Origin of the sequence: Streptomyces sp. MNU76, assembly GCF_020982545.1 — a bacterium.
In the GTDB taxonomy this organism is placed as follows: domain Bacteria; phylum Actinomycetota; class Actinomycetes; order Streptomycetales; family Streptomycetaceae; genus Streptomyces.
Window position 1 is genome coordinate 58,062 of record NZ_JAJKLK010000030.1, and the last position, 15,456, is coordinate 73,517.

Annotated in this window: 15 protein-coding genes and 1 pseudogene; 12 read left to right on the forward strand and 4 right to left on the reverse strand. The window is 73.9% G+C overall.

The genetic code is table 11. The annotated features are described in order from the left end of the window. Positions 1 to 40 precede the first annotated feature (40 nt). Complete coding sequence (locus tag E4N62_RS43925) at positions 41 to 1,117, reverse strand: AfsR/SARP family transcriptional regulator (protein ID WP_230223840.1); 1,077 nt, start codon at positions 1,115 to 1,117, stop codon at positions 41 to 43. A 204-nt stretch (positions 1,118 to 1,321) separates the two neighbouring features. Then, the gene (locus E4N62_RS43930; protein ID WP_230223841.1) at positions 1,322 to 1,567 is read right to left on the reverse strand and encodes a hypothetical protein; all 246 of its coding nucleotides are present in this window, start codon (positions 1,565 to 1,567) and stop codon (positions 1,322 to 1,324) included. Between the two features lie 290 nt (positions 1,568 to 1,857). On the opposite strand from E4N62_RS43930, the gene E4N62_RS43935 reads away from it, so the two are divergent. The 5 genes and pseudogenes from E4N62_RS43935 (at position 1,858) to E4N62_RS43955 (ending at position 6,350) form a co-directional block, all read left to right on the forward strand. Further along, positions 1,858 to 2,679 carry an AfsR/SARP family transcriptional regulator gene (locus E4N62_RS43935; RefSeq protein WP_230223842.1) on the forward strand — a complete coding sequence of 274 codons (822 nt, stop codon included), beginning with the start codon at positions 1,858 to 1,860 and terminating at the stop codon, positions 2,677 to 2,679. Positions 2,680 to 3,042: 363 nt separating this feature from the next. Beyond that, a pseudogene (locus E4N62_RS49090) lies at positions 3,043 to 3,180 on the forward strand (thioesterase); the annotation flags it as partial. A 139-nt stretch (positions 3,181 to 3,319) separates the two neighbouring features. Beyond that, a complete protein-coding gene (locus E4N62_RS43945) occupies positions 3,320 to 3,721 on the forward strand; it encodes a hypothetical protein (protein ID WP_230224240.1) in 402 nt (133 codons plus the stop codon). Further along, on the forward strand, positions 3,718 to 4,989 hold the full coding sequence (locus E4N62_RS43950; protein ID WP_230224217.1) for a beta-ketoacyl synthase: 1,272 nt from the start codon (positions 3,718 to 3,720) through the stop codon (positions 4,987 to 4,989). The genes E4N62_RS43945 and E4N62_RS43950 overlap by 4 nt, the downstream gene beginning before the upstream one ends. A 2-nt stretch (positions 4,990 to 4,991) precedes the next feature. Continuing rightward, the gene (locus E4N62_RS43955) at positions 4,992 to 6,350 is read left to right on the forward strand and encodes a beta-ketoacyl synthase N-terminal-like domain-containing protein (protein WP_308186374.1); all 1,359 of its coding nucleotides are present in this window, start codon (positions 4,992 to 4,994) and stop codon (positions 6,348 to 6,350) included. Here the strand turns inward: E4N62_RS43955 and E4N62_RS43960 are convergent. After that, a complete protein-coding gene (locus tag E4N62_RS43960) occupies positions 6,347 to 6,592 on the reverse strand; it encodes a DUF6059 family protein (RefSeq protein WP_230223843.1) in 246 nt (81 codons plus the stop codon). The genes E4N62_RS43955 and E4N62_RS43960 overlap by 4 nt on opposite strands. Before the next feature lie 426 nt (positions 6,593 to 7,018). Here E4N62_RS43960 and E4N62_RS43965 point away from each other — a divergent pair, with 426 nt between their 5' ends. From E4N62_RS43965 to E4N62_RS43990, 6 genes are all read left to right on the forward strand, one after another. Further along, positions 7,019 to 7,972 carry an aromatase/cyclase gene (locus E4N62_RS43965; protein ID WP_230223844.1) on the forward strand — a complete coding sequence of 318 codons (954 nt, stop codon included), beginning with the start codon at positions 7,019 to 7,021 and terminating at the stop codon, positions 7,970 to 7,972. Further along, positions 7,969 to 9,732 (forward strand): acyl-CoA dehydrogenase, encoded by a 1,764-nt coding sequence (locus E4N62_RS43970; protein ID WP_230223845.1) that lies wholly within the window; start codon positions 7,969 to 7,971, stop codon positions 9,730 to 9,732. The genes E4N62_RS43965 and E4N62_RS43970 overlap by 4 nt, the downstream gene beginning before the upstream one ends. 204 nt (positions 9,733 to 9,936) lie before the next feature. Next, positions 9,937 to 10,755, forward strand: coding sequence for a 4'-phosphopantetheinyl transferase superfamily protein (locus E4N62_RS43975; protein ID WP_230223846.1), 819 nt, complete (start codon positions 9,937 to 9,939; stop codon positions 10,753 to 10,755). 240 nt (positions 10,756 to 10,995) lie between these two features. Continuing rightward, positions 10,996 to 12,513 carry a condensation domain-containing protein gene (locus E4N62_RS43980; protein ID WP_230223848.1) on the forward strand — a complete coding sequence of 506 codons (1,518 nt, stop codon included), beginning with the start codon at positions 10,996 to 10,998 and terminating at the stop codon, positions 12,511 to 12,513. A gap of 34 nt (positions 12,514 to 12,547) precedes the next feature. Further along, entirely contained in the window at positions 12,548 to 12,691 is a 144-nt protein-coding gene (locus E4N62_RS43985) for a hypothetical protein (protein ID WP_159041017.1), read from the forward strand. A gap of 42 nt (positions 12,692 to 12,733) precedes the next feature. Continuing rightward, complete coding sequence (locus E4N62_RS43990) at positions 12,734 to 13,153, forward strand: pyridoxamine 5'-phosphate oxidase family protein (protein ID WP_230223850.1); 420 nt, start codon at positions 12,734 to 12,736, stop codon at positions 13,151 to 13,153. A 120-nt stretch (positions 13,154 to 13,273) separates the two neighbouring features. On the opposite strand, the gene E4N62_RS43995 is transcribed toward E4N62_RS43990, so the two are convergent. Then, complete coding sequence (locus E4N62_RS43995; protein ID WP_230223852.1) at positions 13,274 to 13,780, reverse strand: nuclear transport factor 2 family protein; 507 nt, start codon at positions 13,778 to 13,780, stop codon at positions 13,274 to 13,276. Between the two features lie 220 nt (positions 13,781 to 14,000). On the opposite strand from E4N62_RS43995, the gene E4N62_RS44000 reads away from it, so the two are divergent. After that, positions 14,001 to 15,416 (forward strand): FAD-dependent monooxygenase, encoded by a 1,416-nt coding sequence (locus E4N62_RS44000; protein ID WP_230224219.1) that lies wholly within the window; start codon positions 14,001 to 14,003, stop codon positions 15,414 to 15,416. Positions 15,417 to 15,456: the final 40 nt, after the last annotated feature.

Below are 15,456 nucleotides of genomic sequence, written 5' to 3' on the forward strand. Positions count from 1 at the left end.
GGCAGCACCGGCCGCAGTGGCCGCACCGGCCCACTGGGCCTCAGCGGCCCACCGCCCGCGGTGCTGTTACACGCTCCACGCGGTCTGCACGGCCCGCACGGTCCACGTGGTCCAGGCGCTCGGCCAGGGCGCGTTGTTCGCGGGTGAGGCGCTCGATGTGGCCGCGCAGCCGGAGCAACTCCTCGTAGAGCACCCGTACGCCCGGCGCGTCGCCCGCCGGACGCGCGGCCGCCGTCGCGGCCGGTGGTCCCGGCACCGGATCGGTGCGGGGCAAGAGCGGCGTCGCCTGCGGTTCGTTTCCGTGGGGAGCGGGCGTGTGCGCCGGGGACGGTGACAGGTCCGGGGCCGGTGACCAGGGGTCCTGGCGCAGGATCGTCTCCAGGCAGGCGCGCAGCGCCGGGCCCGGTTCGATGCCCAGGTCGTGCACGAGGGCGCGGCGGGCCCGGTCGTAGGTGCCCAGTGCTTCCGCCTGCCGGCCGCAGCGGTGCAGCGCGGTCATCAGCAGCTCGTAGAAGCGTTCCCGCAGCGGGTGAGCGGCCGTCAGCTCCTCCAGCTCGCCGGTGATCTCCCGGCCGCGCCCCGTCCGCAGGTCGGCCTCGTACAGCCGCTCCAGAGCGGTCAGCCGCATCTCCTCCAGCAGTGCCGCCTCGGCCGAGCAGACCGGGCCGCGTCCGCTGCCCTGCAGGGCCGGGCCGCGCCACAGCGCCAGGCCCCGGCGCAGCACCTCGGCCGCGCCGGCGGGGTCGCCGGGGGCCAGCGCCCGCCCCTCCTGCGCGAGACGGCGAAAGCACCGCACGTCCGTCTCGGCGTGCCCCAGACTGAGCACATAACCCAGCGGACGGGTCACCAGGAACTCGTGATGCTGCTCGCCCGAGCCCGGCGTTCCCCCCGGCAACAGCCGCCGCAGCCGGCCCACATGGGCCTGCAGGGCATTGGCCGCGTTGGCCGGCGGGTGCTCGCCCCACAGCTCGTCGACGAGGAGCTCGGTGGGCACCAGCTGGTCGGCCCGTACCACCAGGGTGCCGAGCAGCGCACGCTGCTTCGCACCCATGGGCACGATGAGGACACCGGTGCGCTCGTCGTGGACCTGGACCGAACCAAGAATCTGAAATTCCATTTAGCCCTGCCCCGAGAAAACCAGTGAAACGGCGGCCGGACCCGGATTCGGGCGACCGAATCGCCCGCCGGAAACGATCTCCGAGAAATTCTCGGCGGCAATGTCCGGGGGCTTTCTTCTCGGGTGAAGCTAGTTGCCCGGCGGTCGCTCCGCCGGATTCACCAGCTGTTTTCAGGGGTCTGTGCAGGCTTCCTCAAGAGGGTCTCAGGCCGCATCCACCTCCAGATCGGGAAAGCCGACCTGGAGGGTGCGGCGATGGTGGGCGCCGAGCAGGGTCAGCAGCGCTCTGCCGGGTACGTCTGGCAAGAACTCGTACCCCTGCGGCGCGTCACCGAAGCCGGCGGGGTCCGGGGGCGCGGACCCCGCTGGCTTCGCGAGACGGCTCAGCACCTCCCGGGTGACCGGGTCCGCACCACGACCGGGAGACGTGCCTCGCGGTTCCTTCGCCATGGCCGGAAAACTAACAGCACCTGCCCGCCCCGGGACAGGGGTTCACCACCGCCAGGACGCCCCGGAAACACGATGTCAGCGGTTTATCAGCCGGACGTCAGTATGGATGAACGATCCGGCTGCAAAAGGACTCGAGAAATTCTCGAGCCTGCCTGGCGAGCGGCTCGGAAGAAGGTCAGGTTCCTCTAGCCTGTGCCTGTCGGCAATGACAAATACTGCTGCGGCAGGACACTATTCAGAGAGTCGAAAACCGAACGCGTAACCGAAGGACGACTTGGCTCGGAGGAATCATGGAGATAAAAGTTCTGGGCACGTTGAATGCCGAAGTCAATGGAATGTCGATCGTTCCGACGGCGGGGAAGCCCCGTCAGATCCTGGCCCTGCTGGCGCTCTACCCGGGCCGGGTCGTCCCGGTACCGACGCTCATGGAGGAGATCTGGGGCACCAACCTGCCGCAGAGCTCGCTCACCACGCTCCAGACGTACATCCTCCAGCTGCGCCGCATGCTCGGCACCGCCATGGGTCCCGGCGCCCCGGGCACCGCCAAGGACGTCCTGGCCACCCGCTACGGCGGCTACCTGCTCCAGATACCGGCCGAGTCCGTCGACGTCTACCGCTACGAGCGGCTTCTCGCCGAGGGCCGACAGGCCTTCGAGGACGGCGAGGACGAACGCTCCGCCACGCTCCTGCGCGAGGCGCTGCAGCTGTGGGACGGCCCCGCCCTCGTCGACGTCCGCGTCGGGCCGATCCTCGAGATCGAGGTCATGCGCCTGGACCAGAGCCGCCTGGTCGCCCAGGAACGCCGTATCGACGCCGACCTCAGACTCGGCCGGCACGTCGAGCTCATCGCCGAACTCACCCACCTGATCGCCCGTCACCCCCAGCACGAAGGACTGCACTCGCAGGCCATGCTGGCGCTCTACCGCTCCGGGCGGCAGGCCGCCGCGCTGGACGTGTACCGCCGACTGCGCCAGCGGCTCATCGACGAACTCGGCGTGGAGCCCTCCCCGCAACTGCAGCGCATGCACCAGGCGATGCTCGCCGTGGACCCACGCCTGGACGTCCTCTCCGGCCCCCGGCGCACCTCCACCTTCGACCTGTACGCCGCCTGAGCGGACGTACCGCCGAAGGACCCGGGCCTGCCGGGGCAGCGGACGCGACACCCGCAACTTTGGTGCCGGGACGGCGGGAAGGACACGGCACGCACACCGAGGGGGCGGGGGCCCGCGGAAGCCGGTGCCGGTCGAGCGCCGCCCGAGTCGCACACGTCAGGCTCTGGAGGTGGAGTCCGCGCCGGCGCGGGCGGGCACCGCACCGCGACCAGGCCGCAGCAGACCCCTGCGCGGCTCCAGGACTTCTTCAGGAGGGCGACGGATGGCTTCCCGTACGCAGGACGACGGGGCGGGGACGGGCGGGTCAGACTCTACTGCCTCGCCCACGCCGGCGCGGGAGTGGCCAGCTACCGGCGCTGGCCCGTGGCGGCGGGAACGGCCGTCGACGTGACGCCCCTGCCGCTGCCCGGCCGCGACCACCGCCGACGAGAGCCACGTGTCACCGACCGTGCCGCCCTCCTCGCCGACCTGCTGCCCGAACTGCTGACCGCGGCCCGCTCGGTCCCCTACGCGCTGTACGGGCACAGCCTGGGCGCCCTCGTCGCCTACACCCTCACCCGGCCCTCGCCGACGCCGGAGCCCCGCCGCCCCTGTTCCTCGCCGTGGGCGCCTGCCCCCACCGCACACGAGCACCGCCCTGGTGGGCGCCGCCGACCTGCCCGACGTCGAACTGCTGCCCCTGCTGGACCACCTCGGCTCACTGCCGCAGGGCACCTCGGCCTCCCCGGGCGGGCTGTGGCGGCGCAGCGTGCTGCCCGTGCTCCGCGACGACCTGCGCCTGGCCGCCTCGCTGCGCGCCGCCGCCCTGGACCCGGCCACCGGCGGTCCCGTCACCTGCCCCGTACTGGTCTTCGCCGGCAGCGACGACCCGCTGACCGAGCCGGAGACGCTCGACCACTGGCAGCGGTGGGCGACCGGCCCCATCGTCAGCCACACCGTCACAGGGGACCACTTCTTCGCCGACTCCCCCGACCTGCCGCACCTGGTCGGGCTGGCCTGCCGCGACCGCGTCGCCACGCCGGCGCCGAGGGGACAGCGATGAAGCGCGTCGTCATCACGGGCATCGGGGTCGTCGCACCCAGCGCGGTGGGCACCGCCGACTTCTGGTCGCTGCTCACCTCCGGCCGCACCGCCACCCGCGGCATCACCCTCTTCGACGCCTCCGGCTACCGCTCCCAGGTCGCCGCCGAGGTCGACTTCGACCCCGCCGCGCACGGCTTCACCCTCGCCGACACCGAACGCCTCGACCGCGTCGCCCAGTTCGCGCTGGTCAGCGCGCGCGAGGCGATCGCCGACAGCGGGCTCGGCGACGCCGGGGACGCCCGCGCGCTGCGCACCGGGGTGAGCCTGGGCAGCGCGATCGGCTGCACCACGGCCATGGCCACCCAGTACGCCATCCTCAGCGACTTCGGCAGCACCTGGACGGTGGATCACACCAGGGCCGGTGAATTCCTCTACGACTACCTCGTGCCCAGCTCGCTCGCGGCCGTCGTCGCCCGCGACGTGGGTGCGCAGGGCCCGGTGGGCCTGGTCTCCAGCGGCTGCACCTCCGGCCTGGACGCCATCGGCCACGGCGCAGACCTGATCCGCGAGGGCAGCGCCGACATCGTCGTCGCGGGCGGCGCGGAGGCGCCCATCTCCCCGATCACCATGGCCTGCTTCGACCGTATGCGGCTCACCAGCCCCCGCAACGACGACCCGGCCACGGCCTCGCGCCCCTTCGACCGCACCCGCGACGGGTTCGTGCTCGGCGAGGGCGCCGCCGTCGTCGTACTGGAGGAACTCGAGCACGCCCGGCACCGCGGCGCCCGCGCCTACGCCGAACTGTCCGGGTACGCGGCCCTCAACAGCGCCCACCACATGACCGGGCTGCGCCCGGGCGGACAGGAGATGGCCGCCGCCATCCGGGCCGCACTGGACGAGGCACGGCTCAACCCGGTCGACGTCGAGTACGTCAACGCCCACGGCGCCGGCACCCGGCCCAACGACCGGCACGAGACCCATGCCATCAAGGCCGGTCTGGGCGAGCACGCCCGCTCCATCCCCATCAGCTCCATCAAGTCGATGATCGGGCACGCCCTCGGCGCCGCCGGTGCCCTGGACGTGGTGGCCAGCGCGCTCGCCATCCAGCACGACACCGTCCCGCCCACGGCCAACCTGCGCGAACCGGACCCGACCTGCGACCTCGACTACACACCGCTGATCGCGCGGGAGATGCGCACCAGCACCGTGCTCAGCGTCGCCAGCGGATTCGGCGGATTCCACAGCGCCACGGTGCTCACCCAGCCACAGCTGAAGGAGGCGGTGTGACGATGGGCCAGAACGCGGCGACCGGCCCGGCCGGAGCCCCGACGCAGCCGGGCGGGGGACCGACGGCCGACGTGCTCGTCACCGGCATCGGGGTCACCGCCCCCAACGGGCTGGGCGCGAACGCCTGGTGGCAGGCCCTGCTGCGGGGCCGCAGCGGCATCGGACCGCTGACCCGCTTCGACGCCTCCCGCTACCCGGTGCGCCTGGCCGGTGAGATCCACGACTTCGTCGACGCCGACCACGTCCCCAGCAGACTGCTGCCCGAGACCGACCGGGCCACCCGCCTCATGCTCTGCGCGGCCAGGGAAGCCATCGAGGACTGCGGCGCCGACCCGGCGGGCCTGCCCGGCTACGCGGCCGGTGTGATCACCGCGAGCTCCGCGGGCGGCACCGAGTTCGGCCAGCGCGGGCTCGCCGCGCTGTGGAACAAGGGCGCCCGCAACGTCAGCGTCTACCAGTCCTCCGGCTGGTTCCACGGCGCCGGCCCCGGGCAGATCGCCATCCGGCACCAGCTGCGCGGCACCGGCTCCACCATCATCAGCGAACAGGCCGGCGGCATCGACGCCCTCACCCGCGCCCGGCGCCGCATCCGCGAGGGCACGCAGCTGATGGTCACCGGCGGCGTGGACTCCACCCTGTGCCCGTGGGGCTGGGCGGCGCACTTGGCCGACGGCCGCATGAGCCGCACCGCCGATCCGCTGCGCGCCTACCGGCCCTTCCACGCGGCCGCCGACGGCCACGTGGTGGGCGAGGGCGGGGCGCTGCTCGTCGTGGAGGACGCCGAAGCCGCCGCGCGGCGCGGGGCGACCGGCTACGGCATCGTCGCCGGCTGCGCCGCCACCTTCGACGGGCCCGACGCGCCCCGGCTGCGGGAGGCCGCCCAACTCGCCCTCAACGACGCGGGGGTGACACCGGGGGAGATCGACGTGGTCTTCGCCGACGGCGCGGGCGAACGGGCCGGCGACCTCGCCGAGAGCGCCGTGCTGTGCGCACTGTTCGGGCCCTACGGGGTGCCCGTCACCGTCCCCAAGACGATGACCGGCCGCCTGGCGGCGGGGGGTTCGTCCCTGGACCTGGCCGCGGCCCTGTTCTCCCTGCGCGACGAGGTCATCCCGCCCACCACGGGCACCGGCCCCGTCGCCCCGGACTGCCCTGTCGACCTGGTCGTCGACCGCCCCGCCCCCGGCCCGGCCTGCGCACCGCCCTGGTCCTGGCCCGGGCCGCGGCGGCTTCAACGCGGCAGCCGTACTGAGGGCGCCCGGCGCGTGAGCCGGGCCGGGCGGGACCGGACACCCGCCGTGACGGCGCCCGGCCCCGCCCGGCCCGGACACCACGGCACCGCACGGCGCGTGCGGCCCTAGGCCGATTCCCGGTGGCCGGGCTCCAGGCCGGCCAGCTCGCGGGCCAGGCGGCGTTCCAGGGGAGACAGGGGCAGGCCGGTGCGCAGGCGTTCGGGATGGCCGGGGGGCAGGCTCCGCAGGGGGGCCCGACGGGCCGAGGCCTCGTACGCCGATGTCTCGCCGCACACCGCCAGCAGTCCGTAGACCACGAGGCCGTCCCACAGGCTGCGCACGAGGCGGAGACAGGGACGCAGGGGCTTCACCGTGGGCCTCCTCGGGCGTCGCTCTTCGGGTGGCCACCGTCCGCCGCGGTCCTTGAGCGCGCGCCGCCTCCCGGTGGAGCGGGGCCGGGCGCGCCGGTGCGGCGACCGGGCGCGCCGGTGGGCAGGACGACGCGGGCCGGCGCCACCGGCCTGGTGGCGGCGCGTCGAGGGCTCGGCACACGGACCGGGCCGGAGCCCGCGACCTGCGCCGCCCCGGCCGGGCTCCAGTGGAGGTCGAGCGGGGCACGTGCGGATCACGAGCGGTTCCGGACAGGGTCGAAGGCACGGCCGCCGGCAACGCCGAAACGAGGGGCCACCCCCCGGATGCCGCCCGTGTGGCGCGGGACCGCCGCTCGGGCGGGACCCGCGGCCGGGAACCTCCCACCGGCGCGGCGGCGCCGCCTCGAACAACGAAGGGTGTGGACGATGCCCGAACCGCGAGTGCACCGTGCCGTCAGCGACGTGACCGCCTCGGCCCCGGCCGGCGTGCTGTACGGGCTGATCGCCGACGCCACGCAATGGCCGCTGTTCTTCCCGCCCTGCGTCCACGTGGAGCAACTGGACTTCGACGGCAGCCGGGAGCGGCTGCGCCTGTGGGCCGTCGCGGGGGAGAAGGTCAGCTCCTGGGTCTCCAGCCGGCACCTGGACGTGGCCGCCCTGCGCGTTCAGTTCACCCAGGACCTGCCCGAGGCCCCCCTCACCTCCATGAGCGGCGTGTGGACCGTCCGGCCGCTCGGCGACGGCTGCCGGGTGACCCTGGAGCACAGCTTCACCGTCGCCGACGACGCGCCCGCCGACGTGTCCTGGGTGCGCGAGGTCACCGCCGCCAACAGCCGCGCCCAGCTCGACCGGCTGGCCTTCCTGGCCGAGCGCTGGACCCGCCTGGACGACCTCACCCTGTCCTTCGAGGACACCGTGCACGTCAGGGCGCCCGCCGAGCTGATCTTCGACTTCCTCTACCGGGCCGAGGCATGGCCCGCCGAACTGCCGCACGTGCGCACCCTGGAGGTCTCCGAGAAGGCCGCCGGTGTGCAGGTGATGTCGATGGGCAGCCTCACCGTCGACGGCACCGCCCACGAGACGGAGTCGGTGCGGATCTGCTTCCCCGGCGCCGGCCGGATCGTCTACAAGCAGACCCGTACCTCCCCGCTGCTGACCGCGCACACCGGCGAATGGCTGCTCGAACCCGACGAGCGGGGCGTCAACCTCACCGCCCGGCACAACGTGCTCCTCGACGAGCGAGGCATCGCGGCCGTCCTGGGCCCGGACGCGGACGCGGCACAGGCCGCCCGGCACGTGCGCGACCGGATCGGGCAGGCGGGGCTGCTGGTGCTGCAGTACGCCACGCAGTACGCCGTCGGCGCGGTGCGTGTCCTGTGACCACCGCCGGACAGCCGACCGCGGGCCTGCCGGCCGTGTCCCGCCCCGCGCGCCGGAGCGGCGGCGAACCCGAGCGCGCCGCCCGCCTGGAGGCCGCGCTCGCAGACCCCTTCGACCCCGCCAACCCTCACGGCCACCTGGCGCTGCTGCGCGCCGACGACGCCCGCCAGGTGCCCGAGGCCACCGAGACCCTGCTCGCCGACGCGGGCCTGGCCGCCGAGTTCGTCCCCACCGACCTCGGCGGGCACCTTCGGGACCTGGAACGGCTGGCACGGGTGCTGCGCCCGCTGTTCCGCCGTGACCTGGCACTCGGCTACGGCTTCGGCATCACCTCGCTGTTCGCGGCCTCGGCCGTGTGGACCGCGGGCGACGACGCCCAGCGCCGCACCCTGGCCCGGGTGCTCAACGGCGGCGGACGGATCTCGATCGTGCACCGCGAGGTGGCGCACGCCAACGCCATCCTCCGGCACGAACTGCGGGCCGTGGACGCCCCCGGCGGCGGGTTCCTCCTCAACGGCCGCAAGGACGCCGTCATCAACGCCGACCGCACCGACACCTTCGTCGCCTACGCCCGTACCTCCGCCCAGGACGGCCCCGACAGCCACTCGGTGCTGCTGCTGGGGCCCGAACCGCCGGCCTCCGGACAGGTACGGCGGCTGGAGCGGGTCCACACGCCCGGCATGCGCGGAGCACGTTTCTGCGGACTGGAACTCATCGACGTGCCCGTGCCCGCCATGGCCGTGGTCGGCGAGGTCGGCGACGGGGTGTCGCTGGCGCTGCGCAGCTTCCAGATCAGCCACTGCCTCATCCCCGGCACCGTCCTGGCCGGCGTGGACAGCGTCCTGCGCCAGGCCGTGCGCGCGGCCACCGTCAACCGCCCCGACCGCCGGCCCTCGCGCCGTCGGCAGCGGGCGCTCGCCGGGGTCTTCGCCGACCTGCTGGCCTGCGACGCGATGGCCGTCACCGGACTGCGCGCGCTCAGCCTCCTGCCCGAGGACGCCTATCTGCTCGCCGCGGCCGTCAAGTACACGATGCCGGACCTGCTGCGCGAGAACCTGGAGGAGCTCGCCGCCGTGCTCGGCGCCCGCGGCTACGACCGCGGCCCGCTCTACGGCGGCTTCCAGAAACTCGCGCGCGACCTGCCGGTGGCCGGACTCGGGCACTCGGGCACGGCCGTGTGCCAGGCGGTGCTCGTGCCCCAACTTCCCACACTGGCCCGTACGACGTGGTTCCGGTCCGCGGAGCCGCCGGCCGCCCTGTTCACCCCCGGGGCGCCGCTGCCCGTCTTCGACCACCGCCGGCTCGCGCACTCCGGCACCGACGACCTGCTCACCGCGTCCCTGATCGGCGCCGCCGAACGACTCTCGGCCCGGACCGGCGGTGGCCCGCTGGAGCGTGTTCTCGCCGCCCTGGCGCGGGCGTTCGTCGACGAGCTGAAGGTGCTGCGCGCACGGTGCGCCGCCCTGCCGGCCGCCGGCGGCACCGCCTTCGACCCGCAGGCCTGCGCCCTGGCCGACCGCTACGCCCTCGTCCTGGCCGCGGCGGCCTGCCTCGGTGTCTTCGAGCACCAGGACGGCGGTGACCCCTTCCTGGCCGACCCCGCCTGGGCGGTGCTCGCCCTCGGACGCATCGGCCGCAGACTCGGCGCCGACGTGCCCGACGTACCGGCCCAGGCCGAGCACACCGTCCTGGCCGAACTGCTGGAACGCTGCCGCGACGGACACAGCCTGGACCTGTACGCGACCCAGCTGGCCGGCTGAGACGGCCCGGCCCCACGCGCACCTACGCCGGGGCCTCGCCCCCTCGGCACCGGCACCGGGCGCCGGGCGCCGGGCCAGGGACGCCGGGCGCGACGACGCCGTCCGGGTTGCGACGGCGCGGGCGTGCCCCCGTCACCGCCCCCATGACCGCCTCCCTGTTCTGCGCGGGCGGGCCGGGAGACCACGACACGCAGGGAGACGACGATGAACCGGGTGAGATGTGCGGTACCCCTCCATGTGCCGCGGCCGGCGGGGCCCTGGCGCGGTGTGCAGGAGGACCTCGCGCGGCTCGGCAACGCACTGGTGTACACGACGTGGAGCGAGTGGCTGCCCAGTGTCCTGACCACCCCCCGGCTGCGGGAACTGCTCGGCCGTGACTGGCACCGCTACCGGCGTACGCCCGACGCCGCCGTGCGCTACCGGTTCGCCGCCGCGCGGCTGCTCATCAAGTACACGGCAGCCGCGGCCCTGGTCACCCCGCCGCAGTACCTGGAGATCGCCTACCGCCTGGGCGGGCGGCCGTATCTGCGCGGCTTCGACCAGATCGAACTGAGCCTCAGTCACACCGGCGACCTGATGGCGGTCGGGCTCAGCCGCACCGGCCGCATCGGCGTGGACGTGGAGCCCGCCGACCGCCTGGTGCGGCTGGACCTGCTCCAGAAGCAGATCCTCACCCCCGCCGAGGCGCGCGAGGTGGCCGCGATGTCCGAGGACCGGCGCACCGCCCACATCCTGCGGCTGTGGACCCTCAAGGAGGCCTACAGCAAGGCGCTCGGCCAGGGACTGCGGCTCGGCTTCAACGAGTTCGGCTTCAGCCCGGGCGGCAGGCTGCGCGCCCCCGACGGAAGCGCGGCCAGCCGTGGCGAGTGGGACTTCGCCACGCACCCGGTGATGGACCGTTACCTGCTGAGCGTGGCCTGTCACGACGCGGGCCTGAACACCGCCGACGACACCTCCGTGCACACCATGCTCGACCACGGCTTCCTCTCCGCCATGCAGCCCAAGGCCCCGGAGGAGCGCTGACACCCTCTTGACGGCTCATCGCGGGTTCACGCCCCCGGCACGCGTACGACCTCAGCACGTGTCCCCCGGCACATGTCGAGGGATGCTCCGGCGGGCCTGGAGCGGTGTCGGCGCGGTGTCAGTCGTGCGGCGGTACGCCCCGGCACGCTTGCTGCCGGAGCGATACGCCCTCGGGCGGCTCCCGGGCCCCCGGGGGCGGGGCCCGCACCGGACCGGCCGCCGCGCCGGGGAGGGGGAACCATGGCGAGGCCGAGGCGCCCGCGCTCCGGGCGCGACCGGGTCCGCGGCGGCACCGCCCCCTCCGGCCGCCCCACCCGCACCGCGCTGCCCGTGACCCGGCAGCAGTACGACGTCCTGCTCGACTCCCTCGCCCACGCCCGAAGCGGCAGGCACGTCGAGCAGCTGACGTGGCGCTGGCAGGGACCGCTGGACCCCGACCGGCTCGCCGCCGCCTGGCAGTCCGTCATCGCCCGCGAGACCGTCCTGCGTTCGTCGTTCGCCTGGGGCCCGACCCCCCGCCTGGTGGTCCACGACCGGGCCCGCATCGAGGTCGTACGGCATCCGGCGGGCAGCGTCGACTTCGCCCGACTGCTGGCCGAGGACCGGCTGCGCGGCTTCGACCTGCGCCGCCCCGGCCCGCTGCGCGTCACCCTCGTCGACGTGCCCGGCCGCGGCACATCCGGGCCGGCGCCGTCCGGGACGCGGATGCTGCTGACCTTCCACCACGCGCTGCTGGACACCGGCAGCGTCTTCGTGCTGCTGGAGGAGTTCTGCCGGGCCTACCTCGCCGACGGGGTGCTGCCCGGCGGCGAGCGCAGGCCGGACCTGCGGGACTGGACACGCTGGCTCGACGGACAGGACCCCGCCCCGGCCCGGGAGCTGTGGAGCCGGACCGTGCCCGCCGGCGACCCGGCGCTCCTGCCGCTGCTGCCCGGCCCCGACACCCGGCAGACCGGCTGCGGCCGCGCCGAGGTACGGCTCAGCGTCGGCGAGGCCGGGCGGCTGCACCGCTGGGCCGCCGCCCGGGCCCTGCCCGACTCCAGCACCCTGCAGGCCGTCTGGGCGCTGCTGATCCACCGCGCGCAACGGGTGCCCGGAAGCCTGCCGGTGGGCTTCGGCGTCACCGTCTCGGGGCGGGGCATCCCCCTGGACGGCGTCGAGCGACTGGTGGGGCCCCTGCGCACGAGCCTGCCGATGGTCGTGACCGTCGACCCCGAGCAGCCGCTGGGCCGGCTGCTGGCCGCCCTGCGGGACCGGGCGCTGGACATGGCGGCCTACGAATGGGTCGCCATCGGGCAGATCCACGAGTGGACGGGGCGCGCCGCGACCGGCGGAAAGCTGGTGGAGAGTCTGGTGGCCGTGGCCGGTGGGCCCCGTCCGCCCGCCGGACTGCGTGCCGAACTGGGCGCGGCCGGAGTACGCCTGGAGATGGAACACGCCGACGGCGCGCACCCCGCCGTACCCGTCGCCCTCCTCGCCCACCGGAGCGCGGACGGCTCCCTGCGCCTGAGCGTGGTCCACGACCGGGCCCGGGTCTCCGACCGGGACGCCCGCCTGCTGGCCACGCACTGTGCCCGGCTGCTGCGCCTGCTGCCCGTCACCACGGGCGGCGAGACCGTCGGCGAGGTGCTGTCCGCGCTCGGCTCCGACATGCCGCCCGTCATCGCGCCGCCGCGCCACAGCCGGCGCACCGTGCGGCTCCGGCCGCGCCCCACGGGTTCCAAAGGCGGCGTCGACCGGGCCCCGAGCGAGTCTTGACACCCTGAGGCGACCGACCACGAAGGAGGCGCCCATGAGCGAGCGCGTTGAGGAGTTCCGGGAGATCGACATGGCGGTGTTCGGGATGGTTCCGGTGGGCGTGGCGCCGCTGCTCAGGCTGGCCGGGGCCGACGACGAGGACGACGAGTTCCTCACCATCGTCCGCAGCATCGACTGAACACGATCCAGGGCCCGTTCGAGGGGGAGGACGAGAAGGAACATGTCGCTGTCGAGCAAGCGCCCGGCCGCGGTGCGGGTGCCCGCCGCGGCCGAGGCGTTCCTGAACGACCCGGCCGAGGTCGCGGCGTTCACGACGATCCGCCCCGACGGTTCGCTCCACGTGGCGCCGGTGCGCTTCACCTGGGACCCGGCCGCCGGGCTGGCCCGGGTCATGACGGTCGCCTCCTCGCGCAAGGCGAGGAATCTGCTGGCCGCGCCGGGGAGCCGGGTGGCACTGTGCCAGGTCCACGGGTTCACCTGGGTGACCCTGGAGGGCACCGGCACGGTCGTCGACGATCCCGCGCGGGTGACGCTGGGCGCGGGGCTCTACGCCAAGCGGTACTGGTCCGCCCCTCCCAACCCGCCCGGCCGGGTGGTCATCGAGATCGCGGTCGACCGCGTCCTGCACCTGAACACCTGAACACCTGAACACCTGAACACCACCCGGGGAACACACGGCGGACGCGGGCGGGGGGGGGCGGAACACCTCCGGTGCCGCCCCCTGAACCCGTCCGAACACGGCCGAACCCGAACGAAGGGCTCACCCCGTCGTCGTCGGCGGCGGCGGGGTGCCGTCGGCCCACAGCAGCCGGAACGACAACAGGCTCAGCCGCCACCCCCCGGGCGTCCGGCGGGCCTCGCCGTCGACGAACGTCCCCGTGGCGAACAGCGGCTCCAACTCCCCCTGCGGGCGGGCATGGTGCGCATGGTGGACATGGGTGGAGATCAGGTTGGCGCGCAGCACGGCCCGCTCGCCCTCCACCGTCACCACGGGCGGGGAGCCCAGGTGCTGGGTGGCCGCGAACGCCTCAAGTGCCGCACGGTGGTAGGCGGCCATGCCCCGGGCGCCCTGGTGCCGGCTGATCGGGAACGCCACGACGGCGTCCTCGGTGAACAGCCCGGCCGCCCAGGCGTCGTCGAGTTCCTCGTCGTCGAGGGAGACGAAATAGCGGGCGAGAAGGTCGGCGACGTCGGCGCGGGATTCGCCGACGTCGGTGGGGTGATCTCCGGTCCGAGTGGATTCATCGATGGTCCGAGTGGAGTTCATGCCTGAGAATGCCGCCGATATACCCCCGCCCGGCAAGTACATTTGACAAAGATCTGACGTTCCCGACGTTCTTCTGGCATTCCTTGCAGAAGACCTGTACCTATGGCTATTTACCGCCGTCGAAAGCCCTCGCGATACTGGCCGTACACCAGTGAGAAGAGGACAAATGAATTTCTTCGACGCGGATGTCATTGTTGTGGGGGCGGGTCCCACCGGACTCATGCTCGCGGGTGAACTGAGGCTCAATGGAGTCTCGGTTACCGTGCTGGACAAGCTGGACGAGCCGATTCGTGAATCACGTGCTCTGGGATTTTCGGCGCGGACCATCGAGGAGTTCGCGCAGCGTGGACTCATGGCCCGCTTCGGTGAGGTCGGCGTCATTCCGGCCGGTCATTTCGGCGGCGTGCCGCTGGACTACCAGGTGATCGAGGGCGGCTCCTACGGTGCCCGCGGCGTCCCGCAGGCCCGCACCGAGGGCGTCCTGGGCGGCTGGGCGGCGCAGTTGGGCGCCGATGTGCGCCGCGGCGTCGAGGTCACCGGCGTGGACCTCGACGACGACGGCGTGAGCGTCACCGTCCAGGGCGCGGACGGCGCCGGCACACTGCGTGCCCGCTACGTGGTCGGCTGCGACGGCGCCCGCTCCCTGGTGCGCCGGGCCGCCGGCATCGACTTCCCCGGCACCGAGCCCACGCTGGAGCTGCGGTTCGCCGACATCACCGGCGTGAGCCTGCGCCCCCGCTTCAGCGGCGAACGCGTGCCCGGCGGCATGGTCATGGTGATGCCGCTCGGCCCGGACCGCTGCCGCGTCATCTACTACGACGCCGCGCAGCCCGTGCGCACCGCCGACGGCCCGATCACCTTCGAGGAGGTCGCCGAGGCGTTTCGGCGGCTGTCGGGCGAGGACATCAGCGGCGCCACCCCGCTGTGGGTCAGCTCCACCACCGACGTCAGCCGGCAGGCCGCCCAGTACCGCAAGGGCCGTGCCTTCCTGGCCGGCGACGCCGCCCACATCCACCTGCCGATCGGCGCGCAGGGCATGAGCGCGGGCATCCAGGACGCCGTCAACCTCGGCTGGAAGCTGGCCCTGGAGATCAAGGGCCAGGCTCCCGAGGGGCTGCTGGACACGTACCACAGCGAACGCCACCCGGTCGGCGCCCGCATCCTGACCAACACCCTCGCCCAGCGCAGCCTCTACCTCGGCGGCGGCGACATGGAGCCGATGCGCGAGGTCTTCTCCGAACTGGTGCAGGCCCACCCTGGCGTCCAGCGCCACCTGGTCGGCATGGTCACCGGCCTGGACATCCGCCACGACGTCGGCGGCGCCGACCATCCGCTGCTCGGCCGCCGGCTGCCCGAGCGCGACCTGGTCGTCGCCGGCGAGAAGGTCTCCAGCACCACCCTGCTGCACCCCGGCCGGCCCGTGCTGCTCGAACTCGGCGGGGACCACGGCCTCGCCCGCGCGGCCGCCGGCTGGCAGGACCGCCTCGACACCGTCGCCGTCGAGTTCGACTGCGACGTGCCCGTGGACGGCATCCTCGTCCGCCCCGACGGCTACGTCGCCTGGGTCGGCCCGGCCGGCACCGGCCCGGACGGCCTCACCGACGCCCTCACCCGCTGGTTCGGTTCCGCCGGCTGACAACAGCCGCGCACCGGCAACTCGTCCGTATCCAAAGGAA